Origin of the sequence: Actinomycetospora sp. NBRC 106378, from assembly GCF_030269685.1 — a bacterium.
In the GTDB taxonomy this organism is placed as follows: Bacteria; Actinomycetota; Actinomycetes; order Mycobacteriales; family Pseudonocardiaceae; genus Actinomycetospora.
Window position 1 is genome coordinate 1 of record NZ_BSTT01000020.1, and the last position, 25,884, is coordinate 25,884.

Consider the following 25,884-nt stretch of genomic DNA (forward strand, 5'->3'; position numbering starts at 1 on the left):
CAGCGGCTGGCCGCCCTGGACACCTGGGTCCACGACTACAACACTCGCCGCGCCCACTCCGCCCTCGGCGGCCAGCCACCAAACACCCGCCTCGCCTGCTAACAACGTGACGGGTCACGACAGCTAGTGGACGCTTCTCGTCCGTGCCTCGTGTCTGCGGGCCACGGCCGGGAACTCGATCGTCACGAGCGCACCACCGGTCGCGCGGTTCTGCGCGTGGGCGCTGCCGCCATGGGCGGCGGCGATGGTCTCCACGATGGCCAGACCCAGCCCCGACCCGCCGTCGGAGCGGGCCCGGGCGCTGTCGGCGCGCCGGAACCGCTCGAAGGCGTGCGGGAGGAACTCCGGCGGGAAGCCCGGCCCGTCGTCGCCCACCGCCAGGGCCACCGACCCGTCGTGGTCCGTCAGGGTCACGGTGACCAGACCGTGGTCGGGGGAGTGGCGCAGGGCGTTGGCGAGCAGGTTGTCCAGCGCCTGCCGGATCCGATCGGGGTCGAGGTCGGCCTCGAGCCGGGGCGGGGACTCCACCACGATGTCGACGTCACGGGCGTCGCCGACCGCGGTGGCGGCGCGGGCGGCGTCCGCGGCGACCCGTGTGAGGTCGGCACGCCGGACCCGCAGCAGGCTGTCCCCGTCCGCCCGGGCGAGGGTGAGCAGGTCCTCGGCGAGGCGGATCAGGCGTTCGGTCTCGGTGGCGGCCGAGGTCACGGCCTCGGCGAGGTCGTCGCGACCCCGGCCGGGCCGTGCCGCGAGTTCGAGCTCCGCCCGCAGTGTGGCCAGGGGCGTGCGGAGCTCGTGGCTGGCGTCCGCGACGAACCCACGTTCCCGTTCGAGGGCCTGCCGTTCCTGGGCGAGGGACTGCCGTTGCCGGTCGAGCAGGGAGTTCAGGGTGACGGCGAGCGCGGCGATCTCGTCGCGGGTGGCCGGCACGGCGAGATGGGTGCCGTCGTCGTGCTCGGCGAGGTCGGCGCTCTGGCGGCGCATCCGCTCCACCGGACGCAGCGCGGCGCCGGATAGCCACCAGGCGCCCGCACCGGCGAGGACGGCCGCGATCGGGCCGCCGACGAGCAGGCCGACGTCGACGTGCTCGTCGGCGGTGTCGGCAATGTCGGTCCCGGTGCCGACGACCAGGACCAGCCCGTCGGCGCGGGACAGCCACGCCGCGCGGTAGCGCGTGCTCTCGTCGTGGTCCTCGACGGTGAAGGCGAGGGAGCCGTCGCCCTCGACGCGTCCGGCGACGAGGTCGTCGAGGGCCCGGCGGTCGAGGACGGGGCGGGTCCCGAGGTCGGGGGAGGCCAGCACGACCCGGCCGTCAGTCCCGAGGACCTGGACCGGTTCCTCGTCCCGGAAGGTGCGCAGTGCGGCGAGCCCGCCCGTGCCGTACTGCTCGGTGAGCGTGGCCGCGCGGCTGGCGAGCCCGACGTCGAGCGTGGCGTGGAGGCTGGTGCGCAACTGCAGGACGAACCCGAGCCCGACGACGGCGATGAGCAGGAAGACGCCCAGCGTGAAGCCGAGCGTCAGCCGGACCCGCAGCGGCACGCGAGCCTCCTCGGTCTCGTCAGGGACCCGCCGTCGGGTCGGCGGGCGTGGACCCGGTCGCCCGCAGCCGGTAACCGGCGCCGCGCACCGTCTCGAGCATCTCACTGCCGTAGGGCTTGTCGACCTTGCGGCGCAGGTAGGAGACGTACTGGTCGATGATGTTGGAGACGCCGTCGTACGCGAAGTCCCAGACGTGTTCGAGGATCATCGTCCGCGACAGCACCTGGTCGGGGTGGCGCAGGAACAGCTCGAGCAGCGCGAACTCCTTGGTGGAGAGCACGAGCTCGTCGTCGCCGCGCCAGGCGCGGCGGCTGGCGGGATCGAGGGAGAGGACCCCGACACGCAGGACCGTCGGCCGGTCGACCGCGCCACGCCGGATGAGCGCCCGGACGCGGGCCGCGAGTTCCCCGAAGCTGAACGGCTTGGTGAGGTAGTCGTCGGCCCCGGCGTCGAGGCCGCGGATGCGGTCGTCGACGGCGTCGCGGGCGGTGAGCATGAGGATCGGGGCCCACCGGCCCTCCTCCCGCAGTCGGCGACAGACCTCGAATCCGTCGGCACCGGGGAGCATGACGTCGAGCACGATCGCGTCGTAGGTGAACTCCTCGGCCTGCCAGATGCCGTCCGTGCCGGTGGCGACGACGTCCACGGCGTAGCCGTCCTCCTCGAGCCCACGGCGGATCAGCGCCGCCATGCGCACCTCGTCCTCCACCACCAGCACCCGCATGCCGACGATCCTGGTGAGCGGATCGTGTACGCGACATGTGAGATCGGGCGGTTCCGCTCTCATCGGCCTGACACGGTCCGCGGCGCACGCTCACCGGCATGTCGACGTCGTTGCGGCCACGTGCCGCGGATCGAGCCTCCGGTGACCGGACGCCCCCGGCCCAGGCGCTGCTGGTGGGTGTGATCCTCGCGGTCGGCGCGTTCGAGGTGTTGTGGTTCGGGGTCGTCACGCACGGGGGCCTCGCGCTGGTCGATCCTCAGGTGGTCGAGTGGGTCGCGGCTCACCGAGAGCCGTGGCTGGTGACCGCGGCGGTCGTGGTGACCGACGTCGGCTCGCCGGCCGTGATGATCACCGTGGCCGTCCTGGCGCTCGGTTGGTGGGCGTGGCGTCGTGACCGCGCCCGGGCGGTGCTGGGGTTCGCCGGACTCGGCGCGGTCCTGGTGGTCGACGTGGGTGCGAAGACCCTCGTCGCGCGCCCGCGGCCGCCGCTGGTCTTCCAGGCCGTGGCGGCCCAGGGGTACTCCTTCCCCTCCGGGCACGCGGTCGTGAGCGCCGGAGTGGTCCTGCTCCTGCTCTGGCTCGTCCGACCGGTGCTGGCCGCGGTGGCACGGCGGGTCCGGACCTCGGTCGTGGTCGTCGCCGTGCTCGTCGTCGCCGCGGTCGGGTGCTCGCGGGTGGTGCTCGGGGTGCACTACCCGAGCGACGTGCTGGCCGGGTGGGCGCTGGCTCTCCTCGTGGTCTCCGCGGTCGGACTGCTCGAGGTCGCGCTGGGCCGGGGTGACGCGTGAGCCTCGACCTGACGGCCCTGCTGGGCGCGGTCCACGGTCCGTGGGTCTACGTCGTCGTCGTGCTGGCCGCCGCGCTGGAGTCGGCCGCCTTCGTCGGACTCCTCGTGCCGGGTGAGACGGTCATGATCCTGGCCGGGGCGGTCGCCGCCCTCGGCGGCGCGGACGTGGTCGGCGTCGCCATGGCGGCCGTGGCGGGGGCGATCGCCGGAGACCAGACGGGCTACCTGCTCGGCCGGACCATCGGTGACGCCCGGCGGGAACGTTGGGAACGGTCGCCGGGCTGGGCGCGCGCCGAGGCCCTCGTCGCGCGCCGCGGCGGCCCGGCGGTGTTCCTCGCCCGCTGGGTCGGGGTGCTGCGGGCCGTCGTGCCTGCGGTGGCCGGAGCGGTCGGCATGCCCCGACGCACGTTCAGCGTCTGGAACGTCGTCGGCGGCGCGTCCTGGGCGACGACGGTCGTCCTGGTGGGCTTCCTCGCGGGCAGCGCGGGGCCGACGGTCGTCGGGTGGTTCGGGACCGTCGGCACGGTCCTGATGGTCGCCGTCGCGGTCGTGCTGGTCGTGGTGCGGATCGTCCGCCGGCGCCGTGCGCGCCCGGCCGGGCCGACCCCGGTGACGACGGCGTGATCCCGCTCCTGCGCCGCCGGTGGCGGTCGCTCGTCGTCGGCGCGGTCCTGGGCGCCGCGATCGGGTTCCTCGTCGCACATAGCGCCTCCGCCTCCGCCGACGTGTCGACCTCACGGGTCCTGCTCTCCATCGGCCCCACGGTCACCCGGAGCTCCTCGGCCAGCGCCAACCAGTACGTGAACCAGCGGCTCGCGACCGACGCGGAGCTCGTGACCAGCGACCTGGTGCTCCTGCCGGCAGCGCGTGATCTCGGCGTGGCGGTGTCCGACCTGTCCACGCGGGTCGCGGTCACCTCGCCCGACACCGCCTCGGTCATCGCCATCGCGGTCCACGGAAGCAGCCCGGAGAACGCACGACGTTCCGCGCAGGCGGTCACCGACTCCGTCGTGCGCACCCTCCCCACCCTCGAGACCCCGGATCCCGCCCAGCCGGCACGCCTGACCGCCCGGGTCGTCGGAGAGCCCTCGCTCCCCACCGGGCGGCCGTCGCCGGTCCCGGCGACCGCGGTCGGCGCCGTGGCGGGCGTGCTGCTCGTCGCCGTGGCGGCCATGATCGGGACGTCCGGCCGGGTGCGACGACGTCGCACCCGGGTCCGCGCGTGGATGACGGCGGACACCGGCGATGGGAGCCTCCGGGGGTGACGTCGTCCGCCGTCCTCCGCCGTGCCGTCATCCCGGTGCTCCTGGCGGTCGTCGTCCTCGGGGCGAGCGCGTCCGCCGTGGCGCGGCCGGTGCGGGCCGCCCTGGTCGACGCCGGCCGGCCGCACCCGTCGTCGGGAACGGGGCCCGACCTGCGGTCGGTGTTCACCGCGACCTCCGACGGCGCTCCGCTCCACGTCTCCTTCTGGTTCCCGACGCCGGGTCCGGGCGCAGCTCCGGTCCTGGTCTGGGTCCACGGCGGCGGGTGGATCGCCGGTTCGGACGTCGACCGTCCGGCCGACCTCCGGCGCTACGCGCAGGAGGGCTGGTTGGTGATGAGCGTCGAGTACGAGCTCGCGAGACCGGGCCGACCGACGTGGGACCTCGCCGGCCCGCAGGTGGCGTGTGCCCTCGGGCGGTTGGCCGCCGAGGCCGCGCCGCTCGGCGGGGACGTCCGGCGACTGGTGCTGGCCGGAGCCTCCGCGGGCGGCCAGCTGGCGGTGTCGGTCGGCTACCGCGCGGCGACCGGGACCCAGGACTCCTCCTGCGGGCTCCCGGTCCCCGTGCCGAGCGCGGTGGTCGCGGAGTACCCGGCCCTCGACCCGGTCGACGGGTACGAACGCGGAGTGCCCCGCGCCGACTCCCGGGCCTTCAAGCGGGCCTACACCGGAGGGACGCCCGCCGAGGTCCCGGAGCGGTACCGCGCCGTCACCGGGGTCGATGCGCTCAGCCGTGACGCCCCGCCGACCCTGCTCGTCGAGGGGGGAGCGGACCGGCTCGTGCCGAGGGCGGGGCTGGACCGGTTCGTCGTCGCGGCGCGGGCGCTCGGGGTGCCGGTCGACCACGTCGTCGTGCCCGGGGCCGATCACGCCTTCGACGCGGTGGACGGGTCGCCGGGTCAGCGTGCCGGTCACGTCCTGCTCTCGGAGTGGGCCCGGGAACGCGTGGCCCTGCCCCTGTGAGTCCTCCGAAGGGAGCCTGCTCGGTCGGCCTGACCACGAAGAAGGCCCTGACCGTACGGGCCGGGACCTTCGTGGAGGGTGCGCCGTCGAGGACTCTCATCCCGGATCCCGTGGGCAGGGTTCACGTCGGCCGTGGTGCTTCACGAGCGACGTCCGTGCTGATCGGCGCCATGATCGAGAGAAGAAATGATCGTGCGACGTGGGGGCCCGACGGGGACCGCCTCTTCGACTACGTCCTGACCTACGACCGCCGCGTCGTCACCGTCATGGCGCAGGCGCTGATGGCCCGGGCCGTCGCCCGCCCCGAGGGGTGAGCGCCCCGACGACACGAGGTTGCGCGCACCGCGTGGTCGGAGGACAGTCCCCGCTGCGGGGAGTATCGACGATCAGATGGGTGGTCGACTCCGCATCCGCCCACATCGGGAGCCTGGGCCCTCTCAGAAGGCCACGTCCGCGGCCGAGTTCCGGCCTCTCCCGACGCGCCCGTGGAGCCGTTCGAGTCGTCCCGACCTCGCGCGGCCCGTCCTCCTGCATCGCAGGGCGCTCGGGATTCTCCACGATCCTGAGGAAGACCCATGCCCCGCTTCGCCGTCTCCGCCTGGGACTACCACGAGCCGCCCGTCCCTCGTCCTGCCGATGAGGAGTGGATCGACCGGCTCACGGCGCTCCAGGTGCTGGCTCGCCACGGCGATCAGGAGGCCGAGGCCGAGGCTCGGGTCTGGCTCGCTCGTGATCCGGACGCCCGCACCGTGTGGGACACGGTGGCCGGCGTCTGCGGGAACACCGCCGACGGCCGCTGATGTTGACGGGTGCTCGACAGCTGGTGGTCGATCTGATGGACCTGGGCCGGGAGGCGGTCGAGGCCGCCGGACACGGGGTCCTGGTCCTGGTCCGTCCACGGCCCCTCCGCGTGACGGGCACCGTGCACGGGCTCACCCCACGCCCTGCCGTGCGGTCGGCGTCGGGGGGACGGCGGCGGCGGTGACGCGGCGGGTGAATCTCGCAGGCACCATCGGTGCCCGGGAGGTCGGCAACCTCGCGGAGTACTGCACGAGGGTGTACGCGACGGGCGAACGTGCGCTGCTGCTCGAACTGTCGGCGGTCACGAGCTGCGATCGGGACGGTCTGGAAGGTCTGACCGCGCTGACCGAAGGGTCGAGCGGGCTCACCGTCGACGTCGCCGGAGCGCGATGGGGTCAGTTCCTGGCGTTGATCGGTTCCGCCGACGTGGTCGACGTGCGCGCCCTGCACGGTGCCGTCCGTGCTCTGGTCGGGCGCGCGTGACCGGCACGATCCCCGTCGACTCACCGCGGCGGCTCAACGCTCTCGAAGCGATGATGTGGCGGGCGGAGGCCGACCCACGGCTACGACACCCGGTCGTGATCGTCGACCTTCTCGACGTCGAGCCCGACTGGGACCGGGTGCTGGAGTCGCATGACCGGGCCACCCGCGTCGTCCCGCGGCTCCGGGACCGCGTCCTCGAGCCGTGGTGGGGGTGGGGTCTGCCGGAGTGGTCCCCCGACCCGAGCTTCTCCCTCGGATTCCACGTCCGCCGGATGCGGCTCGCCGAACCCGGCGGGCTGTCCTCGCTGCTGGACCTCGCCGCGACGTGGGCAGCGACGCCGTTCGACCGCGCCCGTCCTCCCTGGGAGGCCCTGCTCGTGACGGGACTGGACGGCGGCGGTGCGGGGTACCTGCTCAAGGTCCATCACAGCCTGGCGGACGGCGTCGGCCTGGTCCAGATCCTCTCCCTGCTGCACGGCCACGGCCGCGCGGCGGAACCCGGGGTTCCCGTGGGAGAGGCTCCCGCCCGCGGCGGCCGGTCCCGGTTCGGGCTGACGGCGGCGCGGACGGCGGAGGTGCTCGGGGCGGCGCCGGCCGCGCTGCTCGGCGTCCTCGCCGCGGCGGCGGGCGGCGCGGCCGGACACGTCCGCCACCCGGCGACCGCGGTGCGGGACGGCGCGGCGTTCGTGGCGTCGGCCGCCCGAGCGGCCGTCCCGCACCACGCACAGCCCTCCCCGCTGCTGCGCCACCGCAGTCTCAACCGGAGGTTCCTGGTCTGGGACGTCGAGCTGGAGGGCCTCAAACGGGCAGGGCGAGCAGCGGGGGGCTCGCTGAACGACGCCTACGTCGCCGCCGTTCTCGGTGGTATGGCCCGGTACCACCGCAGGATGGGCGTGCCGGTGCCCGAGCGGGTCCCGGTCGGCATGCCGATGAACACGCGGGTGGCCTCCGATGCGCTGGGCGGCAACCACTGGGCGGGCCTGCGATTCGCGGCCCCGGTCGGCGAGGACGACGCGGCGGCGCGCATCGGCCTGGTCCGCGACATCGTCGCGGGGTTGAGGCAGGAGCGGATCACCGATGCGCTCGGTCTGATCGCGCCGCTGCTCGCCGCGCTCCCGCCGGTGGTGCTCGCTCGTGTGCAGGGTGGGGCGACCCGTGGCAACGACGTGCAGGTGAGCAACATCCCGGGGATGACCCGCCCGGCGTTCGTCGCCGGCGCCCGCATCGAGCGCAGCTACGCCTTCGGGCCGTTGCCCGGGGGCGCGGTGATGGTGGCCCTGATGTCGGACGCGGACGTCTGCCACGTGGGGGCCACGGTCGATCCCGCCGCGGTCACCGCGCCCGAGGTGCTCGCGGCGTGCGTGGAGGAGGCGTTCGGCGAGGTGCTCGCGCTCGGCTGACGTGGTTCAGCCCGGTCGTCCGTTCTCGACCGCGAGCGCGTCGGCCGCGGCGTCGTAGGTCGCTCCTCGGGCGTCGATCGCCGCGACGAGGGTGTCGCTGTCGACCTCGGCCTCACCGACCAGCGTCCCACCGTCGCTCAGACTGATGCGGGTGCGCTGCCCGAGCGGTTGCAGACGGGCCCGCCGCGTCTCGGGCCCGTGCACGGTGACGCCGCCGTCGGGGGAGAACGACGGCCGTTCGACGTCCGTCTCGCCCGCCCGCCTGATCGCCTGCCGCAGGGCGACGGCCCGGTCCGACGTCGAGGTCGTGGCCGGCTCCGAGCCGACCGCACGACGCTGCGGACCGGCCGCACCACTGCTCACGGTCGCCCTGGCCGCGGCGGTGTGAACTCGACGAACTCGTCGGGCGCCGGACCGGGCAATCCCGCGGCCCGGTGCAGTCCGAGCATGCCGAGCATTTCGCGGCAGTCCTCCACATCGGTACTCAGGGCCGCCACGACACGAACCGCCCGGTGACGAGCGGCGGCCGAGGTCGCGGCGTCCCGTTCCAGGTCCCGGGCCGGCTCGGTGGGGATGAAGCGGGGCCGGGCGTTCACGAGGCACCCGCGCCTGCGAGCACCTCGGACGGAGAGCGTCGCTCGCCGCCCCGGCCCGCTGCCTCGAGCAGCTCGTCGCCGCGTTCCTCGTCGGTCGCGGCCGGGATGACCATGAGCCCGATGCGCGACCGGCCTCGACCGCGGACGACGAGCCAGAGCGTGGAGGCCTCGATCGACCGGAATCCCTCGACCGGGATGCGACCCTCGGGTCCGGCGAGACGCCGGACCCCGACCGCGTCCCGGTCGGCGAGGCCGAAGGCGACCCGCTCCACCGGCCCCACCCGCGCACCGACGGCGGCGAGCAGCGCGGGGAGTTCGGCGGCGAGGTCCCGCGTCCGCGGCCACCACGCACCGTCGACGTAGCCGTTGTCGTTCCCCATCAGGTCCCGGAGCCGCAGTCGCAGCTCGCCCGGGGTGTCCGAGTGGTCGCGCTCATCGTGCGGTCCCGACATCGCGGGCGCCCCGTCCCAGGCCGCCGAGCGGCCGGTATGGCAGTTCTGGCGAGGGGGACCGGCGTGGACGCCGGTCGGGAACGCCCCGATACGCCCAGCGTACGTGCTCACGAGGATGTCGCGGCGATCGACCGTGATCCGGACGGACCCGCGGCGCCGGCCGTGCGTCGACGGAGTCTCAGATGGTGTGGTGTGCAACCGGATCGCGTTATCGTGTTCACCGTGGGCGGCGAGCCCGGACCCGCTCGTCGCCGGTAGGTACTGCAGCTCGGTGCCCCGAGGACGTACGCGCAGCGAGAGGTCCGCCCATCCGTGAACTCGATCCCTCCCGGTCGTCGGCACCTGACTTCGGTCGCGCCCATCGATGCCGATCCCGGGACTCCGGTGCCCCTCCACCTCGCCGTGCGACGACTGATCCCGACCAGGGGCCCGGAGAGCGTCGACGAGACGTTGGCGCTGATCGTGGCGGGGGCCGTCGCGTCGTTGCCGCTCGTGACGGGGGCCGGCATCTCGTACCTCGAGCGTGACGGCACCGTCAGCTCGCGGGCCCCGTCCGACGCCGTGGTCGCCGAGCTCGACGCGCTGCAGAACACGCTCGACCAGGGGCCCTGCCTCGACGCGGTCCGGGGCGGGGACACGGTGACCGCGTCCGACATGAGCACCTCGGGCGTCGACCGGTGGCCGCTGTTCGCCCCGGTCGCGGCGCAGCGAGGAGTGCTCGTGGCGTGCTCGCTGCCCCTGTTCAACCGCCACGACGCCGTCGTGGGTGCGCTGACCCTCTACGGCGGACACCCGGAGGTCGTCGGCGAGGACGGCCTGTCCCGGGCGGCGATGTTCGCGTCCTGCGCCTCCCTCGCGCTGCACGGCGCCCATCGCGTGGCCCGGATGACGACGGCGCTGGCCAACCGGGATGCGATCGGTCAGGCCAAGGGCATCCTGATGGAGCGGTACGGGCTCTCGGACGACGAGGCCTTCGCGCGCCTCGTGGCCTCGAGCCAGCACGTCAACCTCAAGGTCCACGCCGTCGCGCGGTGGTTGATCGACGACGCACGAGGAGCGGGGTCCCGACCGTGAGGGCGCGGTGATCGACCGACCGGAGGCGGTTCTCGGCCGAGGCCCTCGGCCGGGTCGCTGACCACCCGCGCCGGGGCTAGTGTCGGCGGTCCTCGTCGCAGTGGAACGAACGGGTCCCACTGCCCGCCCCGGACCCGACCCGGCGATGCTCCGAGCGGCGCATCCGCGATGGGGGATTCCGGATGGGGGGCGACGGCACCGATCGGCCGCCCGACGACGAGGCCGCGGACGGCGATCTCCCGCGCGGGTCGGAACCGGTTGCGCTCGGACACCGCCTCGGTCAGGTCTGCGCGGACCTCCTGTCCCGAGTCGCCGTCGACGGGGCCGGGATCACGGTGATGGGCAGTCTGGCGGGAGGGCTGCGCGGGGCGAGGGACCAGATCGCCGCCGTCGGGGCTTTGTCGAGCCGACTCGAGGACCTTCAGCTGACGACGGGGGAGGGCCCGTGCCTCGATGCCTTCGCCCGAGGGGTCCCGGTGCTGACCGCCGATCTCGCCGCGGAGCTCGGTCGTTGGCCCGGCTTCGCCCCGAGTGCTCTGGCTGCCGGGGCGGCGGCGGTCTTCTCGTTCCCGCTGCAGCTCGGCGTGGTCCGTCTGGGCACGCTCGACCTGTACCGCACCCGCTCCGGGGGACTGTCGCGATCGCAGCTCGCGAGTGCCCTCGCCGCAGGGGACGCGGTGACGGAGGCCCTGCTCACGGACCCCGACACCGATCCCGGGACAGGGGAGGACATCGGCTGGCTGCCCGGCGTCCACGCCGATGTCCACATCGCCTCCGGCATGCTCTCGGCGCGGTCCGGGATGGACGTCGGTACGGCGTTGCTCCGCCTGCGTGCCCACGCGTTCGCGCACGGCGAGCCGCTGCGCGAGGTGGCTCGCCGGGTCATCGCGCGCACGCTGGACCTCACCGACCCGATTCACGACGATCCGCGACCCACCCCGGACCCGGAGGACGACCACCCATGAGCGAGACCCGTGAGGCGGAGGTGGTCGACACCTTCCTGGCGCTGACCGACACCCTGGTCCACGACTTTCGACGCGCTGGACATGCTGACGATGCTCGCCGAGCGCTGCATCGCGCTGCTCGACGTCTCCGCCGCGGGCATCATCCTCGTCGACGGGCAGGGGAGGCTCTCCGTGGCCGCGGCCTCCTCCGAGCGGTCCCGGTTGCTCGAGGTGTTCGCCGTCGCGATCGACGGCGGGCCCTGCGTCGACTGCGTACGGACGGGGGAGCAGCAGCTCTGCGACGATCTCACCGCCGCCGACGCCCAGCACCGCTGGCCGCGCTACGCACGCGGTGCCGTCGAGGCGGGATTCCGGGCGACGCATGCGCTGCCGATGCGACTGCGCGACGACGTGATCGGGGTGCTGACCCTGCTGCACACCCGTCCACACGCCCTCTCCGACATCGACGCCCGTCTCGGGCAGGCCCTCGCCGACGCGGCCACGATCGGACTGATCCACGAGCGCGCGCTCCGCAGGGCGGAGACCGTCCAGGAGCAACTGCAGGGCGCTCTCAACAGCCGGATCGTCATCGAGCAGGCCAAGGGAGTGCTCGCCGCCGAGTCCCACCTCCGCTCCCGCACGGCGGTCGATCCCGAGGAGGCGTTCGCCCTGCTGCGGCGCCACGCCCGCTCTCACGGGCAGCGCCTCACGGACCTGGCCCGCAGCCTCGTCGAGCGCACGGTGGATCCGTCCGTCGTGCTGGAGGGCTGACCTCTCGCTGCGCGTACGTCCTCGGAGCACCGAGCTGCCTGCGATTCGCGGCCCCGATCGGCGAGGACGACGCGGCGGCGCGCATCGGCCTGGTCCGCGACATCGTCGCGGGGTTGAGGCAGGAGCGGATCACCGATGCGCTCGGTCTGATCGCGCCGCTGCTCGCCGCGCTCCCGCCGGTGGTGCTCGCTCGTGTGCAGGGTGGGGCGACCCGTGGCAACGACGTGCAGGTGAGCAACATCCCGGGGATGACCCGCCCGGCGTTCGTCGCCGGCGCCCGCATCGAGCGCAGCTACGCCTTCGGGCCGTTGCCCGGGGGCGCGGTGATGGTGGCCCTGATGTCGGACGCGGACGTCTGCCACGTGGGGGCCACGGTCGATCCCGCCGCGGTCACCGCGCCCGAGGTGCTCGCGGCGTGCGTGGAGGAGGCGTTCGGCGAGGTGCTCGCGCTCGGCTGACGTGGTTCAGCCCGGTCGTCCGTTCTCGACCGCGAGCGCGTCGGCCGCGGCGTCGTAGGTCGCTCCTCGGGCGTCGATCGCCGCGACGAGGGTGTCGCTGTCGACCTCGGCCTCACCGACCAGCGTCCCACCGTCGCTCAGACTGATGCGGGTGCGCTGCCCGAGCGGTTGCAGACGGGCCCGCCGCGTCTCGGGCCCGTGCACGGTGACGCCGCCGTCGGGGGAGAACGACGGCCGTTCGACGTCCGTCTCGCCCGCCCGCCTGATCGCCTGCCGCAGGGCGACGGCCCGGTCCGACGTCGAGGTCGTGGCCGGCTCCGAGCCGACCGCACGACGCTGCGGACCGGCGGGTCCACCGCTCACCGCCGGCCCGGGATCGGTGGCTCGAACTGGGTGAGATCGCCGATCGCGGGGCCGGGCAGTCCGGCGGCCGAGTGCAGTCCGAGCATGTCGAGCAGGTCACGGCAGTCCTCGACACCCGTACTCCGGGCTGCCACCACCCGGACCGCCAGGCGCCGCGCCGCCGCCGACGCGGCGGCCTCGTCCGCCGGGTCCCGGGCCGGTTCGGTCGAGGTGAAGCGGGGCCGGGCGCTCACGCCACGCCGCCCCGAGGAAGCACGGCGGTGGGCGGGAATGGTCCGCCGTGCCGTCGTGCGCCGTGCGAGCTGTCGTCCGGTCCCGTCATGGCGGGTGCCCCGTCCCAGGCCGTCGAGCGGCCGGTATGGCAGTTCTGGCGAGGAGGACCGGCGTGAACACCGGTCGATGACGCCTCGGCGTGCTCAGGGTACGCCCTCCCGGAGGTGAGGACGCCGACCGTGGGCACCGGCCGGGCGGCGGCGTCCTCCGCCACCGACCGGGCTCGGGGCGGGCGGTGCCCCGTGGTCGATGCCCACCCGATCCGGGACGCGTTGCCGGCGAGGCTGGTCGGTGCGCCGACGGCGCGCGCGGAGGACGATTCGGCCTGCGACGGCGGTTGCTGCGGCCGTCTGCTTCGCAACCGGTCGCTCCGGGAGCCGTCGACACTCTCGGCGTTGATCCGGGCTGCGTCGTCCGGTCCTCTCTCCGGCATCGACGAGTCGTGCCCGAGGACGCACCTCCCGTCCGGGCCCATCACGCCCCGAAGGTCGACGGCGGGCTCGCGCGGACGCCCGGCGTGTTCCTCATCGCGCCGACCGGACCGAGCGACCCGATCCCGGTGCGTGAGGCCGTCGCCCGGACGACGGTCACGCGGCGCGGCACGGCGGGCGATCCGCCGTCGGACGTCGGAGAGCTCGTCAGCGCGCCGTGATGTCCACGGTGTGCCAGCCGGTGGCGCCGTCGGGGATGGTCAGGCTGAAGGCCTCGGGTTGGGTGGCGCCGGTGGCGTCGGTCGCGCGGACCTGCAGGGAGTGCGGCCCGGGGCCGAGGTCGAGCACGGTGCGCCACATCCGCCAGGTGTCGATGGAGACGTCGGCGGCGAGGTCGGCGGTCTGCCACGGGCCACCGTCCGCGCGGACCTCGACGCGGGCGATGCCGCGGTGCTGGGCCCAGGCGGTGCCGGCCACCGTGACGCGCCCGGCGGGGAAGGTCGCGCCGTCGCGTGGCACGTCGATGCGGGACTGGGTCTTCACCGGTGCCTGGGCGGCCCAGCCCCGTTGCTGCCAGTAGGACTGGAAGGCGTCGAACGTGGTGAGCTCGATGTCGGTGATCCACTTGCATCCGGAGACGAACCCGTAGAGCCCGGGGACGACCATGCGGACCGGGAAACCGTGTTCCACCGGGAGGGGCTGTCCGTTCATCCCCAGGGCGAGCATCGCGTTCCGGCCGTCGGTGCAGGCAGCCACCGGGGTGCCGGTGGTGAAGCCGTCGACGCTGGTGGAGGCGATCTGGTCGGCGCCGGGTCGGACGCCGGCCTCGGCGAGCAGGTCGCGCAGCGGGACGCCGAGGAAGACCGCGTTCGAGATCAGGTTTCCGCCGATGTCGTTGGAGACGCAGCACATGGTGATCGGCGCTTCGAGCTGAGCTCGGGCCCGCAGCTGGTCGTAGTTCAGCGTGACCTCCCGATCGACCATCCCGTGGATGCGCAGCTGGTAGGAGGAGGCGGAGACCTGGGGGACCTGCAGGGCGGTGTCGATGCGGTAGAAGTCCGCGTTCGGGGTGATCCAGGTCGGCGTGCCCACGGCGGCGAAGTCCGCGTCGGGCGGCGGGGCAGCCGGCTGTCCGGCCGGGGACGGCAGCGGACCGACGGCGTTCCGCGAGGCCTCGGCCCCACCGGTGGCCGTGAGGATGCGTCCGAGCAGCCCGGTGACGGCCGCTCCCGCGAGTGCCGCGCCGAGTCCGAGGGCGAGCCGGCGCCGGGGATTCCGTGCGTGACCGGCCTCGCCTCCCGGCGCAGCGCCCGTCCCTCCGCGCGGGGCCAGGGCCAGGCGGTGGAGTCCCACGAACGTGGCGACACCACCGACGAGCGCCACGAGCGGGGCGATCAGGTAGGCCTCGGTGAAGGTGGGGGAGGCGACGGCCGAGGACATCCCGACGAGCCCCAGGACGACGACGAGCACGGTTCCCGGGAGGACGTTGCGCCGCGAGAGGAGCCCACCGACGACGGCCACCGCGGCGATCACGACGGCCATGCTCGCGAGCAGCACCTGCTTGTCGTGGACGCCGAAGGTGCTGGTCGCGAACTCCTTCATGGCCTCCGGGGTCAGCCGGATGAACTGGTTGCCCACGGCGAGGAACGGTGACGAGGGCGGAGCGGTGAGCGCGGCGACGAGGTCACCGAGCCCGAGCGCCACCCCCACCGCGAGTACGCCGATCGCTCCGGCGACCGCAGGCGAGATCGCGGTCCGAGCGGCGGTCGCGGTTCCCGTCGGAGGATCGGTGTCGGTCGTCATGACGCTGCTTCGTCGGCCGGACGGCTCGAGTTCGATTCCAGCAGAGGGCGAGCCGCCGGCCGGTCGCTCTCCTCGGGCGTCGCGCGGTGCCGCCTCACGTGATCATTGGTGCTGGTGCGACGCTGCACGGCACGCCCCGTCGCTTCCGGCCGGCGTCGCTGTCGTACTGGCCCGAGGGGAACTGCGGTGTTGGTGCTCGTGCGGTACCGGTTCGACCAGGTCGGGTCGTGGTCGGCCTCCCTCATCGCCGACGGCGGCGTCGTCGCCCGCACCGCGACCTGCGCCACCGGGCGGGAGGCGGCGACCCGGGTCGCGGCCCTGCTCATCGAGCTGGCCAGGGCGTGGGCGCGACCGGTGACGGTCGTTCACGACCTCGAAGGCGATCGCAGGGCATTCGTGGTCGTGGCCCGCGTGGAAGGCTTCCTCGACGTGATCTGCGAGCAGATCGAACCTCCGTGGAGCGCGTGACGTTGCACTCAACAGACCCCGTCCCCGTCAGAAAGAGGTCAGCGATGGAGCTGCATCTGCGCTCGCTGGCTGTCCTCGCCGCGCTCGTGCTCGGCGCTCTGGTCGGCGGCTGGGGAATCGCCGCGAGCGTTCGACCGGAACTGTGGCGCAGGCGTGCTGTGCGGTGGTGTGTCGGATGGACCCTCGAGCCGGTCGGCCGGACATTCGGAGTCGCGGTCGCCACGTTCGGGGTCGGCATCGTCGTCTCGGGCATCGCCGGCGCTCTGCTGCCTCCCGGGGAGGCGATCCCGCCGCTCGCCCGGCTCATCGAGCTGACCGGACTCGGGATCCTCGTCCTCAGCGGCGGGGCGCTCATGGCCACCCATCCGGCGCCGATCGCCGAGACCGAAACATCTCGGCCTCCCAGCCCGGTCGGCGACCTCGATCCACGCTTCGATCTCGAACGGTGAGACCTGCGCTCCACCGTCGGTCGAGTCCGTGGAGGTGAGCGACGCGGCTCCCATCGGCACTTCTCCTCAATGGGGTGCCGACCCGGTCCGCTGCCCGCCGGAATCCACCGGCGCCCACCTCCGGAAATGAACATGCGGGATTGGTACCGACGTTCCCAGGGGGACGCCCTGTCGTCGTCGGCTCGTGTCGGCGCGTGTCGGCGAGGATCCGGTCAGACCCGTCCTGACCGGTCCGACCCAGCCGTTCGCGCAGCACGCTCCCCATCGGCTGCACGACATGGCCAGCGGCCTCCGACCCCCGAGCCGGACCACCGCGGGTCCGGTCAGGACGCGGGCAGCGGACAGCGCGTCCCGAACACTCGCTGCGGTCAGTCGACTTTCGAGCCGACGGCCCGCGCGGCGCGATCGACGATGAGATCGATGTCGACGTCGCGGCCCGTCGTGACGGCGTCATGGAGCATCTCGACGGCGAGTTCGGCGGCCGCCACGTCGACCAGCCAGGTCGAAGGCAGGCGCCCCGGCTCGAACCAGTCCTCGACGTGAGGATCGTCGACGGCAGCGAGCACGACCAGACCCGAGCATCCGATCGGTCCCGAAGCCCACAACTGCATCGCGACAGTCTGCGCGGGGAGGATCGAGGGCCAGCGCTGGGCGCGGGCAGGTGCGGAGAACGGACCGTCCGGTTGTCGCGGTCGCCGCCCCGTTCGCGAGCGTGGGCCGCCGTGGTAAGCGCGGCTCTGGCTCCGGCTCCGGGCCGGCATCCACGCCCACGTCCACGGTCTCGGGCTGAAGCGCCCCGACTTCAGCGGAGGCTGGGTTCTCCCGAGAGTGGATCTTCTCGGGTTGCTTGGTGAGCGTAGTAGTTCTGTTCGTACTCGGTTGGCGGGATGTGGCCGAGTCCGGAGTGCAGGCGACTGGTGTTGAACCAGTGCGCCCAGGACGCGGTGACCAGTTCGAGGTCGGCGACGGTGCGCAGTGGGCCGTCTCGGGTGACGCATTCGGTCTTTTAGAGCCCGATCAGCGACTCGGCCATCGCGTTGTCGTAGGAGTCGCCGATCGAGCCGATGGAGGCCAGCGCTCCGGCCTCGAGCAGCCGCTCGCTTTAGCGGATCGCGGTGTACTGCGATCCAGCATCGGAGTGGTGGATCAGCCCGTCGAGCCGCCCGTCAGTGGCCTGACCTGCGCGTTCTCGGATCCAGAGCGCCATCTCTAGGGCGTCGAGGGGCAGCTCGGTAGGCATACGGGCGGCGCAGCGCCAGCCGACGATGCGCCGGGAGTAGACATCGGAGACGAACGCGGTGAACACCATCCCCGACCACGTCGGCAGGTAGGTCATGTCCACCACCCACAGCTGGTTCGGGCGCTGCGCGGTGAAGTCCCGATCGACCAGATCCGGGGCTCGCTGCGACTGTCGATCCGTGTGGGTGGTGATCACCGACTGGCCGCGGCGGACCCCGCGCAGTCCGAGGAGACGCATGAGCCGCTCCACCGTGCAGAGTGCCACCGAGTGCCCGGACAGGCCGGTGATGCCGTCGCGGCGCAGCTGAGCGCACATCTTGCGGGCTCCGTAGACCCCGCGGCCCTTGTCACGGTCGAAGAAGGTGGCCTCGATCGTCTCGGCCAGCGCCGCGTCCGACAGCGCTCGTCGCGAGGATGGGCGTTGCTTGTGGGCGTAGTAGCCCGACGGGGCGACCGCGATGCCCTCGCTGGTGAGGACACGGCAGATCGGCTCGACCCCGAAGCGGTGCTTGTGCTGATCGATGTAGTCGACGATCAGCGGACATGGCGGTCGAGCTCCGCCGCTGCGAAAAACGCCGACGCGGTCTTCAGGATCTCGTTCGCGCGGCGGAGCTCGGCGTTCTCCCGTCGCAGCCGCTTGAGCTCCTCAGACTCCGCTGTCGTGGTCCCCGGTGCGAGACCGTCGTCTACATCGGCCTGCTTGCACCAGTTCCGCAATGTGTCGGGCTGGATGCCCAGCTGCGGCCCGATCCACTTGCACGCCGCGTTGACCGACAGGCCCGGCTCCTGCTGCCGCGCTTCGCGAACCATCCGCTTCGCGCGTTCCCGCATCTCGTCGCTGAACTTCCTCGGCGCCGGCACGACCCCCACCTTCCCGTGGGATCAGAGCCTCCACCACACCCGGGGCGCTTCACGACCGCCTCGTCCACCACGCCGAGGTCGTCTCCCTCGAGGGCGACAGCTACCGGCTCAAGGACCGCGACCTCGGCCGCGTCCCCGCCGCCAACCAGACCGACGACTGAACAAGATCAGCAACCGTGAAGGGGTCCATTTTCAACCGTCACCAAGGGGTCCAGATTCAGGCGCCGTTGACAGTCAGGCGTACGGTCGCGTGCAACCGATCGTTGGAGGTCGTGATGCGGCTCGTCCGCGCCCTGGTCCTGTCCGTCGCGGCTCTCGCCCTGGTAGCCGGATGCTCCTCCTCGCCGGGAGCCGTCTCGAGTTCCCCGGCCCCGTCCGGGGCCGATTCGTTGAGCTTCTCCTCGACGACGCTCAGCGGTGCGCCGTTCGACGGGAAGAGTCTCGCGGGGAAGCCGGTCGTGATGTGGTTCTGGGCGCCCTGGTGCCCGACCTGCAATGCCGAGGCCCCCGGGGTCGCCAGGATCGCGTCGCAACATCCCGGCGTGACCTTCATCGGCGTCGCCGCGCTCGACCAGGTGCCCGCGATGAAGGCTTTCCAGGCGAAGTACGGGCTGACCTTCACCCAGCTCGCCGACACCGACACCTCCGTCTGGCGCCACTTCGGGGTGACTCAACAACCCGCGTATGCCTTCATCGCTCCGAGCGGCGCTGTGCAGGTGGTCAAGAACGGGCTCTCCGAAGAAGACCTCACGCAGCGCCTGAGCAACCTCACCTAGGGCCTCAACCGGTGGATCCCTCCCTGCTCGGGTTCGCCGCGGCGGCCGGGCTGGTCGCTGCGCTCAATCCCTGCGGTTTCGCGATGCTGCCCGGCTACCTCGCGTTGGTGCTCGTCGGCGAGGACCGCAGCACCCGACCGAACGAACGCCCTCGTGGCACGGTGGTGGGTCGGGCGTTGGCCGCGACGGTGCTCATGGCGCTCGGGTTCTTGCTCGTGTTCGGTGTGTTCGGCCTGGTGGTGGCGCCGCTCGCGGCCTCGCTGCAGCAGTACTTCCCTTTCGCCACCGTGGTGATCGGGGTGGTGATGGTGCTGCTCGGACTCTGGCTGCTCGCAGGGCGCGAACTCACGGGAATGTTGCCCAGACCCACCCGTGGCGCCCCCACCGGCGGGCTGGGCTCGATGGTCGGCTACGGCGCCGCCTACGCGTTGGCGTCCCTGTCCTGCACCGTGGGCCCTTTCCTCGCGGTCACCAGCGCGAGCTTCGGCACCGGCTCGCTGCTCGGCGGGGTGGCTGCCTACCTCGCCTACGGCGTCGGGATGGCGGTGGTCGTCGGGGTCCTGGCAGTGGCGGTGGCGCTCGCCGGCGCGGGTGCGGCCGCCCGGTTCCGCCGGGTGCTGCCCTACGTGAACCGGGCCTCGGGGGTGCTGCTCGTGGCGGTGGGGCTCTACGTCGGTTACTACGGCGTGTACGAATTGCGGCTCTTCCTCGGCGGCGGCAGTGCCGACGACCCGGTGGTCGGATTCGTCGTCGTCATCCAGGAGACCGTGTCGGGATGGATCGACGGACTGGGGCTCTGGCCCGTTGCAGCGATACTCGCCGTGCTCGTCGTCATCGGGGTACTGGTGGGTCGCCGCCGACGAGCGGCAGTCGGCTCGACGCCGCACGACTGAGGGTCGAGGCTGCTCGGCCACGGCGGAGACCATGACGGAACCGGGGCGCTCCCACAGGCATGCCCGATCACACTCTGACCGACCTGCCCCGTTCTTCCCTAAGCGACTGCTCCACCGCTCGTGTTCTGCGGGTCACCGGAACTGTCCGCAGGCGTCGCCGCCGCGGCAGTTCGGGCGGGAGGAGCGGCGAGGAGATCGCGGGCGGCGCGGCGCGGGTCGGCGGCACGCAGTTCGGCCAGAGGTGCGCGCAGTTCCTCGAGCGGCTCACGCAGGTGCTGGAGCTCCGGGGTGTTCAGCTGGTCCTTCGCGCTGTCCAGCCAGGTCTTCGCCTGGGTCATCGCGGCGCTGACGGCTCGTATGGCCCCAGGTAGGCGCTCGGGCCCGAGCACGAACAGGGCGACGAGCGCGAGGACGACCAGCTCGCCGCCACTCATTCCGAACATCGCTTCTCCTTCGGACGGTGTGCGGTCAGGGGAGTTCGGAGGCCCGGACCGGCTCAGGGGTGGTCAGCGCCGCGCGTGCGGCGGAGCGGGCGAGCCGACGGTCGTGGACCCGGCAGACCTGGATCGCGATCTCGACGAGCACGCAGAGCGTGAGCGCGAGCGCCGACATGGAGACCGGGTCGCCGCCCGGCGTCGCGATCCCGGCGAAGGCGAAGAGGCCGACGATGATCCCGCGGCGCCAGCGGGCGAGGCGTGCGTAGGAGAGCACCGACACCCGGTTGAGCGCCACGACGACGAGTGGGGTGAGGAAGCTCGTCCCGAACACGACGACGAGTGAGAGCACAAGGGAGAAGTACGCGTCACCGCCCAGGGCAGTGACCTGGACCTCGGAGCCGACGGTGAGGAGGAAGCTCAGAGCCTCGGCCACCACCAGATAGGCCAGAACGGCACCCAGGACGAACAACAGGCTGCCGGTGCCGATGAACCAGCGGGCGGTCCGCCGCTCGACGGGCCGGAGCCCCGGGACGACGAAGCCCCAGAGCTGGGTGAGCCAGATCGGTGCGGCGACCACGGCGCCGGCCGTCGCGGCGACCTTGAGTCGCAGCAGGAACTGGTCGAAGGGACCGATCGCGAGCAGGCGGCAGCCCTGCCCGCCGGGACCCAGGTCGAGCCGGGCGCCGACGGGCAACGAGCAGTACGGGCCGGTGAGCAGCGCCCCAAGGCTGGGAAGCACGCCCACCGCGTGGTCGTACCACCAGAAGCCGACGATCGTGCCGAGAGCGATCGCGAGCAACGCGACCGCGAGCCGACGCCGAAGCTCGAACACGTGCTCCGCGAGGCTCATGGTGCTCGACCGGTCACGCCGGCGCGGCCGCCACCACCGGGACGGGGGCCCCTCGGCTCGAGGGAGGTCCCGGTCCACGGTGTCGGTCACGATGTCAGGCCGCCGGCTCGTTCGCGGGGCGACCGGACGTGGGCGCCGGGGCCGATGCGGCCGTCGGGCCCGATGCGACCGCGGGTGTCTCGTCTACCCGCTTCTCCTGCGCACGCTCCTCGGCAAGCGCGGTGGTCTCGGCCTTGAAGATGCGCATGGACTGGCCGAGTCCGCGCGCGGCCGCCGGCAGGCGCTGTGCGCCGAACAGCAGCAGGACCACGAGGAGGATCAGCAGCCAGTGGGTGGGGCTCAGTGCTCCGGTCACGCGAATGTCCTCTCCACGGGCGAGCGGCGCTCGCCGGACGGGCCCGGCGCCCGCGGCCCCGGAACGGGGTCACGGGCACCGGTGGGGGTGGGCGACTCAGCCGTTGGCGGCGCTCTCGCGGATCTCGCCGTTGGTGCCATTCGGGAAGAAGCCACCGGAGGTGGCCTTCTTCGGCGTCAGATAGACGACGTTGAGGACCTGACCGGCGGAGCGGCTGAACGCGATGCTGTTCTTGTCCGCCGGCACGATGTTTGCCTTGCCGTCGGGGTTGACCACGCCCTGGTCGAGGTCCGAGGATCCGTCGAGGCTGTCGCGGGCGTCGGAGATCTTGTTGGCGGCCTTCTCGAGGTCGATGCCCTTCGCGACGATCGAGGTGCGGATGTTCGCGGCGTGGTAGGCCTCGACGGCGAGGATGCCGGCGGCGGCCTCGAGGTAGGTCTTGTTCGACACCAGAGGAGCGGCACCCTTGTAAGCCGTGACGCCCACGTCCTCGAACACGAACGCCGCGAGCAGGAAGTTCTCCTCGTTGGCGTAGGCGTCGAACGGCTTGGCGTCGGTGGCGAGCCCCGCCGCCTTCGCGGCGGCCTGGAACGCCGCGTCGATGTCGATCGCCGGACGGGCGACCGCCGCCCCGCCGAGCGCGGTGCGCAGGAACTCGACATGGTGACGCTCGTCGAAGGTGATCTCGCAGGCGTAGTCCCGGATCGCCTTGGTCTTGAAGTCGACCTTGCGGCCACCCTTGACCGGACCGCGGTCGCCCTTGCCGCCAGTCAGGTTGTCGGGCAGCCCCTCGCCCAGGTAGGCGCGCGAGTAGAACTCGGCCTCGAGGTACTCGAGGTTGAGAGCGAAGTTGAGGATGGCCGCGTCGCTGGGCCCCCCGCCGCTGCCCTGGTCATCGTTGGCGAAGGCTCCGCTGGCGCCGAGCACGCCGGCGCCGGCGACACCCAGGCCCGCCACGCCCGCGGCCGCGAAGAATTTCCGACGGTCGAGCCCGTTCTCGGCACTGCGACTGATCGCCTGCGTCACGAACTTGTTTCCGAACACGCGCATGTCCCTCTCGCCAGGGAGGACGACGAAGGCCACTTCCCCCGGCCCACCCCGTCCACGGAACTGCTGTCGGCGGCCACAACCGACGCAGGTGCCTTGGAGAAACGCGTCGATTTCGCTCGTCAGGACGAACGGTTGCGCCCAACTGCCGAGCGGTGCCTTTCGTTTCAGGCCGCGTGCCGGTTCGTCGATTCCACGATCTCTCGGCGCAGACGCGCAATCGGGGCCTCGGAGGGAGCCGTGTCAGCGTCGTCGAAACGCACCACTGGCGACGCGGACCTCGGGCGCCGGCGGCGTCGGACGAGCGACCATCCTACGGTGATCGCGACGAGGATTCCGGAGGTCGGCAGCGGCGCGCCGATGAGCGGCACGGCCAATGCTGCTCCCGCTGCCATCGACACGAGCAGCCCCAACCACAGTGGCAGCCGCGCCAAGGCCGCCGCCCGTGGGGCGCGATGGCGACCGCCGCGAACGCGCGATCGGCCGACGGATGACGGGGCCACGAGCAGACCAACGACCGCCGTCATCGATGGACACGGTCACCGGCCCCGACCAAGATCATTGTATGCCCGCTTCAGGCGTCCGGTTCAGACGTCCCCCGATCCACCTCACCGGCAACCTCACCGCTGACCCCGAGCGGCCGCGCCGCCACCCGCTCCACCGTCGCGGCCGACTCTCGCTAGCTCATCGAGGGCGAGTGGGTCGACGGCGAGCCCAGCTTCCACCTCTCAGCGCCTTGGAAGAGCGGGGCGAGCACGTCGCCGAGTCCCTGGCCACGGGTGCTCGCGTGGTGGTCCCGGGGGCGATCAACGCCCGGTCGTGGGCGCCGACCGAGGGCGGGCGCTCGGGGGAGACCTTGACTCGTCCCGAGGCGACGACCGCCGAGACCGTCGCTGCGAGCCTGTAGTGGGCGACGGTGACCGTCACCAAGAGCGAGCGGTCGGCTGTCGGTTCGAGGCGTCGGCGGCGACCAGGAAGCATCGCTCTGATCGAGACCCACCGGGTCGGCTGACTGGGAGTGAGCGAAGACGTCCAGCGATCGAGACCCCGATAGGAGTCAGCCACTCAACCGACGATGATCTTCGGCGGCGAACCTCTTGAGGAGTTTCCGCTCCCTCAAGCGACCAGTGATCACGTCGCGAACGATGACGTAAACCGCTGACCAGCAAAGATGGTGCGCCGTCAGGGACTCGAACCCCGAACCCAGTGATTAAGAGTCACTTGCTCTGCCCATTGAGCTAACGGCGCGTGACCAGAAGACTAACAGTGCTGATCTTCCGGTCCGACAGCGGGGTACCACTGTCGTCCGGGTGAGTGACGGGACTTGAACCCGCGACACCTGGGATCACAACCCAGTGCTCTGCCAACTGAGCTACACCCACCATTGGCTGTCCCCGGCGTCCCGGCGACGTAGGTGAGACTACTAGCCGCCGTCGAGCCGGTTGCCACCGGGGCATGATCGTCAGGATGTAGCGGATCCGTACGCCAGGGCCTCGGCCCCGCTACATCCTGACGATCTCCGTCGACGGCCGGCAGCCGACGTGGCGCGCCCCTGAGGTCGGGAGCCGAGGGCGGACCCGTCGTCAGGAACGGTCGGCGTCGACCACGTCGGCCGCGGCCGCGCGGGCCTCGTCGGTGGTCGGGCCCGGGAGGGGCACGAACGCCGTGCGGCGGTAGTACTCGAGCTCGCGGATCGACTCCCGGGCGTCGGCCAGCGCGCGGTGGGCGAGGCCCTTCTCCGGCTGCGCGTAGTAGATCCGCGGGTACCAGCGTCGGCACAGCTCCTTGATCGAGCTGACGTCGATCATGCGGTAGTGCAGGTAGGAGTCCAGCTCCGGCATGTCGCGGGCGATGAAGCCCCGGTCGGTGGCGATCGAGTTGCCGCACAGCGGCGCGGACCGGGCGTCGGGGACGTGCTCGCGGATGTAGTCGAGGACCAGCTTCTCGGCCTCCTCGAGCGTCACCGACGACGCCCGGACCTCCTCGGTCAGCCCCGAGCGCGCATGCATCTCGACGACGACCGGGGGCATGCCGTCGAGGTCGTCGTCCGAGGCGTGGATGACGACGTCGACACCGTCACCGAGGGGGACGAGCTCCTGGTCGGTCACGAGCGCCGCGATCTCGATCAGCTTGTCCTTGCCGAGATCGAGCCCGGTCATCTCGCAATCGATCCACACCAGCCGTCCGTTCACGCCGACGACCCTACTGATCTCGGTGGATCACGGCGCGCGGACCGGGATCGACGATGTGGCGTTCCTGCCGCTGGATGACAGCAACGACGCTTTCCTGCCACTCAGGAACCGGAGAACGCCGCCAACTGCGCCGCGCGGACGTCGTCGTTCTGCGCCTGCACGAGGTGGAACATCGCCTCGCGCGACCACCGCTGCTCGTGCGACGACGAGTACATCGCCGACCCGCCCCGGGCGGCCACGAGGCCCGCGGCCGCGCGGACGGTGAGCTCCGCGATCCGGCCCCGCAGTTCGAGGCGCTCGGACACGTGGCGGTCCCTGTCGGGGGAGAAGCGCAGCTCGTAGGCCCGCTCCCGCAGCGGCCACGCCCGCGACGCCAGGGCCTGCGCCTCGTCGACGGCGGCCGGGCGGTCCCGGTCGTGCCCGGTGCGCAGCGTCTCGTCGATGACCCGCCGGAGCAGCCCGAGGGTCGCGGGCTTGGTGTCGACCACGGTGCCGGCGTCGCGCCGGCGCCACTCCTGGACCGGCACGATCCCCGCCACCTCGTCGGCGGCCACCGGCATGTCGTCGAGCCGCAGCCCCACCGTGTGGGTCCCGCCCATCACGGCCAGTGAGTACGGCTCGGACGCCGTCAGCCCCTGCCGCTCGTGCGCGGGCAGGAGTGCGAAGACCACCTCGTCGGCTTCGGTGACCGCGGCGATCAGCACGAGGTCGACCAGCCCCCACCCGGTGCACCACTCGGCCCGGCCGCTGAACCGCCACCCGGACCGGCCGTCGGGAACCGCGGTGATCGCGGGCGGTCCCGGCCGCCGCAGGTGGGCCACCGCGATCCCGCCGAGCTCGTCCCCGCGGCAGAGCGCCTCGCGGTACTGCCCGGCCGCCGGGTACCCGGAGTCGAGGGCCAGCTTCTGCGAGGTGCGGTGCTGGGTGAGCACGAACCACGTCGCGGCGTCCGCCCCCGCGAGGATCTCCTCGACCTCGGCTAGCGTGCGCTCGTCGCGGCCCATCCCCCCGTGCTCGGTCGGCGCCGCCACCGAGTACAGGCCCTGCGCGGCGAGCCAGCGCAACAGGCAGCGCTGGACGCCGATCGCCGGGTCGTCACTGTCCGCGGCGTTCTCGAGCAGCATCTCGGCGGCTCCGCGCGCGAGCGTGAGCGGATCGGCGCCGATCGTCAGGTCCGGGGGGTGGACACTCATG

At 72.5% G+C, this 25,884-nt stretch carries 33 protein-coding genes, 2 tRNA genes, 2 pseudogenes and 1 other annotated feature; of the genes and pseudogenes, 20 read left to right on the plus strand and 17 right to left on the minus strand.

The window, feature by feature from the left end; all coding sequences use genetic code 11:
- On the plus strand, positions 1-102 hold a 102-nt coding region (locus tag QSK00_RS27840; protein WP_285596449.1), incomplete at its 5' end, for an integrase core domain-containing protein.
- A gap of 21 nt (positions 103-123) precedes the next feature.
- Here QSK00_RS27840 and QSK00_RS27845 read toward each other — a convergent pair.
- The gene (locus QSK00_RS27845) at positions 124-1,539 is read right to left on the minus strand and encodes a sensor histidine kinase (RefSeq protein WP_285596302.1); all 1,416 of its coding nucleotides are present in this window, start codon (positions 1,537-1,539) and stop codon (positions 124-126) included.
- Between the two features lie 19 nt (positions 1,540-1,558).
- The gene (locus QSK00_RS27850) at positions 1,559-2,263 is read right to left on the minus strand and encodes a response regulator transcription factor (protein ID WP_285596304.1); all 705 of its coding nucleotides are present in this window, start codon (positions 2,261-2,263) and stop codon (positions 1,559-1,561) included.
- 98 nt (positions 2,264-2,361) lie between these two features.
- On the opposite strand from QSK00_RS27850, the gene QSK00_RS27855 reads away from it, so the two are divergent.
- The 8 genes from QSK00_RS27855 (at position 2,362) to QSK00_RS27890 (ending at position 7,958) form a co-directional block, all read left to right on the plus strand.
- Positions 2,362-3,051: a phosphatase PAP2 family protein gene (locus QSK00_RS27855; RefSeq protein WP_285596306.1), complete on the plus strand. Its 690-nt coding sequence runs from the start codon at positions 2,362-2,364 to the stop codon at positions 3,049-3,051.
- The gene (locus QSK00_RS27860) at positions 3,048-3,674 is read left to right on the plus strand and encodes a DedA family protein (RefSeq protein WP_285596307.1); all 627 of its coding nucleotides are present in this window, start codon (positions 3,048-3,050) and stop codon (positions 3,672-3,674) included. The genes QSK00_RS27855 and QSK00_RS27860 overlap by 4 nt, the downstream gene beginning before the upstream one ends.
- Complete coding sequence (locus QSK00_RS27865) at positions 3,671-4,315, plus strand: YveK family protein (protein WP_285596309.1); 645 nt, start codon at positions 3,671-3,673, stop codon at positions 4,313-4,315. The genes QSK00_RS27860 and QSK00_RS27865 overlap by 4 nt, the downstream gene beginning before the upstream one ends.
- Positions 4,312-5,274, plus strand: a complete 963-nt coding sequence (locus QSK00_RS27870; RefSeq protein ID WP_285596311.1) for an alpha/beta hydrolase — start codon at positions 4,312-4,314, stop codon at positions 5,272-5,274. Before QSK00_RS27865 ends, QSK00_RS27870 begins: the two co-directional genes overlap by 4 nt.
- Positions 5,275-5,429: 155 nt before the next feature.
- Positions 5,430-5,588 carry a hypothetical protein gene (locus tag QSK00_RS27875; protein ID WP_285596313.1) on the plus strand — a complete coding sequence of 53 codons (159 nt, stop codon included), beginning with the start codon at positions 5,430-5,432 and terminating at the stop codon, positions 5,586-5,588.
- 261 nt (positions 5,589-5,849) lie between these two features.
- The gene (locus tag QSK00_RS27880; protein WP_285596314.1) at positions 5,850-6,074 is read left to right on the plus strand and encodes a hypothetical protein; all 225 of its coding nucleotides are present in this window, start codon (positions 5,850-5,852) and stop codon (positions 6,072-6,074) included.
- 256 nt (positions 6,075-6,330) lie between these two features.
- The gene (locus QSK00_RS27885; protein ID WP_285596316.1) at positions 6,331-6,558 is read left to right on the plus strand and encodes a hypothetical protein; all 228 of its coding nucleotides are present in this window, start codon (positions 6,331-6,333) and stop codon (positions 6,556-6,558) included.
- On the plus strand, positions 6,465-7,958 hold the full coding sequence (locus QSK00_RS27890) for a wax ester/triacylglycerol synthase domain-containing protein (RefSeq protein ID WP_285596318.1): 1,494 nt from the start codon (positions 6,465-6,467) through the stop codon (positions 7,956-7,958). Before QSK00_RS27885 ends, QSK00_RS27890 begins: the two co-directional genes overlap by 94 nt.
- A gap of 6 nt (positions 7,959-7,964) precedes the next feature.
- Here the strand turns inward: QSK00_RS27890 and QSK00_RS27895 are convergent, their stop codons facing one another.
- Positions 7,965-8,321 (minus strand): hypothetical protein, encoded by a 357-nt coding sequence (locus QSK00_RS27895; RefSeq protein ID WP_285596319.1) that lies wholly within the window; start codon positions 8,319-8,321, stop codon positions 7,965-7,967.
- Positions 8,322-8,550: 229 nt separating this feature from the next.
- Positions 8,551-9,117 carry a DUF5994 family protein gene (locus tag QSK00_RS27900; protein ID WP_285596321.1) on the minus strand — a complete coding sequence of 189 codons (567 nt, stop codon included), beginning with the start codon at positions 9,115-9,117 and terminating at the stop codon, positions 8,551-8,553.
- A 273-nt stretch (positions 9,118-9,390) separates the two neighbouring features.
- Between QSK00_RS27900 and QSK00_RS27905 the strand changes: the two genes are divergently transcribed.
- From QSK00_RS27905 to QSK00_RS27920, 4 genes are all read left to right on the plus strand, one after another.
- Positions 9,391-10,080 (plus strand): GAF and ANTAR domain-containing protein, encoded by a 690-nt coding sequence (locus QSK00_RS27905; RefSeq protein ID WP_285596322.1) that lies wholly within the window; start codon positions 9,391-9,393, stop codon positions 10,078-10,080.
- Positions 10,081-10,556: 476 nt separating this feature from the next.
- Positions 10,557-11,045 carry an ANTAR domain-containing protein gene (locus tag QSK00_RS27910; RefSeq protein ID WP_285596324.1) on the plus strand — a complete coding sequence of 163 codons (489 nt, stop codon included), beginning with the start codon at positions 10,557-10,559 and terminating at the stop codon, positions 11,043-11,045.
- 81 nt (positions 11,046-11,126) lie between these two features.
- A complete protein-coding gene (locus QSK00_RS27915) occupies positions 11,127-11,795 on the plus strand; it encodes a GAF and ANTAR domain-containing protein (protein ID WP_285596326.1) in 669 nt (222 codons plus the stop codon).
- A gap of 56 nt (positions 11,796-11,851) precedes the next feature.
- Complete coding sequence (locus QSK00_RS27920) at positions 11,852-12,253, plus strand: WS/DGAT domain-containing protein (protein ID WP_285596451.1); 402 nt, start codon at positions 11,852-11,854, stop codon at positions 12,251-12,253.
- 6 nt (positions 12,254-12,259) lie between these two features.
- Here QSK00_RS27920 and QSK00_RS27925 read toward each other — a convergent pair whose 3' ends face one another.
- The gene (locus QSK00_RS27925) at positions 12,260-12,616 is read right to left on the minus strand and encodes a hypothetical protein (RefSeq protein ID WP_285596328.1); all 357 of its coding nucleotides are present in this window, start codon (positions 12,614-12,616) and stop codon (positions 12,260-12,262) included.
- The gene (locus tag QSK00_RS27930) at positions 12,613-12,849 is read right to left on the minus strand and encodes a hypothetical protein (protein WP_285596330.1); all 237 of its coding nucleotides are present in this window, start codon (positions 12,847-12,849) and stop codon (positions 12,613-12,615) included. The genes QSK00_RS27925 and QSK00_RS27930 overlap by 4 nt, the downstream gene beginning before the upstream one ends.
- A gap of 482 nt (positions 12,850-13,331) precedes the next feature.
- Here QSK00_RS27930 and QSK00_RS27935 point away from each other — a divergent pair, with 482 nt between their 5' ends.
- A complete protein-coding gene (locus QSK00_RS27935; protein WP_285596334.1) occupies positions 13,332-13,541 on the plus strand; it encodes a hypothetical protein in 210 nt (69 codons plus the stop codon).
- Here the strand turns inward: QSK00_RS27935 and QSK00_RS27940 are convergent.
- Positions 13,528-15,123 (minus strand): molybdopterin-dependent oxidoreductase, encoded by a 1,596-nt coding sequence (locus QSK00_RS27940; protein ID WP_285596336.1) that lies wholly within the window; start codon positions 15,121-15,123, stop codon positions 13,528-13,530. The two genes, QSK00_RS27935 and QSK00_RS27940, sit on opposite strands and share 14 nt — an antisense overlap.
- Positions 15,124-15,309: 186 nt before the next feature.
- On the opposite strand from QSK00_RS27940, the gene QSK00_RS27945 reads away from it, so the two are divergent.
- Together QSK00_RS27945 and QSK00_RS27950 are read left to right on the plus strand one after the other, a co-directional pair.
- Entirely contained in the window at positions 15,310-15,591 is a 282-nt protein-coding gene (locus QSK00_RS27945; RefSeq protein ID WP_285596338.1) for a hypothetical protein, read from the plus strand.
- Positions 15,592-15,635: 44 nt separating this feature from the next.
- On the plus strand, positions 15,636-16,040 hold the full coding sequence (locus tag QSK00_RS27950) for a hypothetical protein (protein ID WP_285596340.1): 405 nt from the start codon (positions 15,636-15,638) through the stop codon (positions 16,038-16,040).
- Between the two features lie 368 nt (positions 16,041-16,408).
- Here the strand turns inward: QSK00_RS27950 and QSK00_RS27955 are convergent, their stop codons facing one another.
- Both QSK00_RS27955 and QSK00_RS27960 read right to left on the minus strand, forming a co-directional pair.
- The gene (locus QSK00_RS27955; protein ID WP_285596341.1) at positions 16,409-16,606 is read right to left on the minus strand and encodes a hypothetical protein; all 198 of its coding nucleotides are present in this window, start codon (positions 16,604-16,606) and stop codon (positions 16,409-16,411) included.
- A 236-nt stretch (positions 16,607-16,842) separates the two neighbouring features.
- Positions 16,843-18,110, minus strand: a pseudogene (locus QSK00_RS27960) (IS3 family transposase).
- Positions 17,725-17,856 (minus strand) — a sequence feature (AL1L pseudoknot). Its footprint overlaps the pseudogene before it by 132 nt.
- A gap of 74 nt (positions 18,111-18,184) precedes the next feature.
- On the opposite strand from QSK00_RS27960, the pseudogene QSK00_RS27965 reads away from it, so the two are divergent.
- From QSK00_RS27965 to QSK00_RS27975, 3 genes and pseudogenes are all read left to right on the plus strand, one after another.
- Positions 18,185-18,301: pseudogene (locus QSK00_RS27965) on the plus strand (ATP-binding protein); the annotation flags it as partial.
- A gap of 114 nt (positions 18,302-18,415) precedes the next feature.
- On the plus strand, positions 18,416-18,916 hold the full coding sequence (locus QSK00_RS27970; RefSeq protein ID WP_285596453.1) for a redoxin domain-containing protein: 501 nt from the start codon (positions 18,416-18,418) through the stop codon (positions 18,914-18,916).
- 11 nt (positions 18,917-18,927) lie between these two features.
- Positions 18,928-19,809 (plus strand): cytochrome c biogenesis CcdA family protein, encoded by an 882-nt coding sequence (locus QSK00_RS27975; protein WP_285596343.1) that lies wholly within the window; start codon positions 18,928-18,930, stop codon positions 19,807-19,809.
- 98 nt (positions 19,810-19,907) lie between these two features.
- Here the strand turns inward: QSK00_RS27975 and QSK00_RS27980 are convergent, their stop codons facing one another.
- The 4 genes from QSK00_RS27980 to QSK00_RS27995 all read right to left on the minus strand — a co-directional run bounded on the left by QSK00_RS27980 (position 19,908) and on the right by QSK00_RS27995 (position 22,495).
- Positions 19,908-20,252 carry a twin-arginine translocase TatA/TatE family subunit gene (locus QSK00_RS27980; protein WP_285596345.1) on the minus strand — a complete coding sequence of 115 codons (345 nt, stop codon included), beginning with the start codon at positions 20,250-20,252 and terminating at the stop codon, positions 19,908-19,910.
- 25 nt (positions 20,253-20,277) lie between these two features.
- A complete protein-coding gene (gene tatC / locus QSK00_RS27985) occupies positions 20,278-21,096 on the minus strand; it encodes a twin-arginine translocase subunit TatC (RefSeq protein WP_285596347.1) in 819 nt (272 codons plus the stop codon).
- Positions 21,097-21,190: 94 nt separating this feature from the next.
- Positions 21,191-21,451 (minus strand): Sec-independent protein translocase subunit TatA, encoded by a 261-nt coding sequence (gene tatA / locus QSK00_RS27990; RefSeq protein WP_285596349.1) that lies wholly within the window; start codon positions 21,449-21,451, stop codon positions 21,191-21,193.
- Between the two features lie 96 nt (positions 21,452-21,547).
- Positions 21,548-22,495 (minus strand): ferritin-like domain-containing protein, encoded by a 948-nt coding sequence (locus tag QSK00_RS27995; RefSeq protein WP_285596455.1) that lies wholly within the window; start codon positions 22,493-22,495, stop codon positions 21,548-21,550.
- Between the two features lie 739 nt (positions 22,496-23,234).
- On the opposite strand from QSK00_RS27995, the gene QSK00_RS30465 reads away from it, so the two are divergent.
- On the plus strand, positions 23,235-23,405 hold the full coding sequence (locus QSK00_RS30465) for a hypothetical protein (RefSeq protein WP_352231175.1): 171 nt from the start codon (positions 23,235-23,237) through the stop codon (positions 23,403-23,405).
- 265 nt (positions 23,406-23,670) lie between these two features.
- On the opposite strand, the gene QSK00_RS28005 is transcribed toward QSK00_RS30465, so the two are convergent.
- The 4 genes from QSK00_RS28005 to QSK00_RS28020 all read right to left on the minus strand — a co-directional run bounded on the left by QSK00_RS28005 (position 23,671) and on the right by QSK00_RS28020 (position 25,883).
- A tRNA-Lys gene (locus QSK00_RS28005) sits at positions 23,671-23,746 on the minus strand.
- A gap of 61 nt (positions 23,747-23,807) precedes the next feature.
- Positions 23,808-23,880: transfer RNA gene (locus tag QSK00_RS28010), tRNA-His, on the minus strand.
- Between the two features lie 201 nt (positions 23,881-24,081).
- A complete protein-coding gene (gene orn / locus QSK00_RS28015) occupies positions 24,082-24,690 on the minus strand; it encodes an oligoribonuclease (protein WP_285596352.1) in 609 nt (202 codons plus the stop codon).
- A 101-nt stretch (positions 24,691-24,791) separates the two neighbouring features.
- Positions 24,792-25,883 carry an acyl-CoA dehydrogenase family protein gene (locus tag QSK00_RS28020; RefSeq protein WP_285596354.1) on the minus strand — a complete coding sequence of 364 codons (1,092 nt, stop codon included), beginning with the start codon at positions 25,881-25,883 and terminating at the stop codon, positions 24,792-24,794.
- Position 25,884 lies beyond the last annotated feature (1 nt).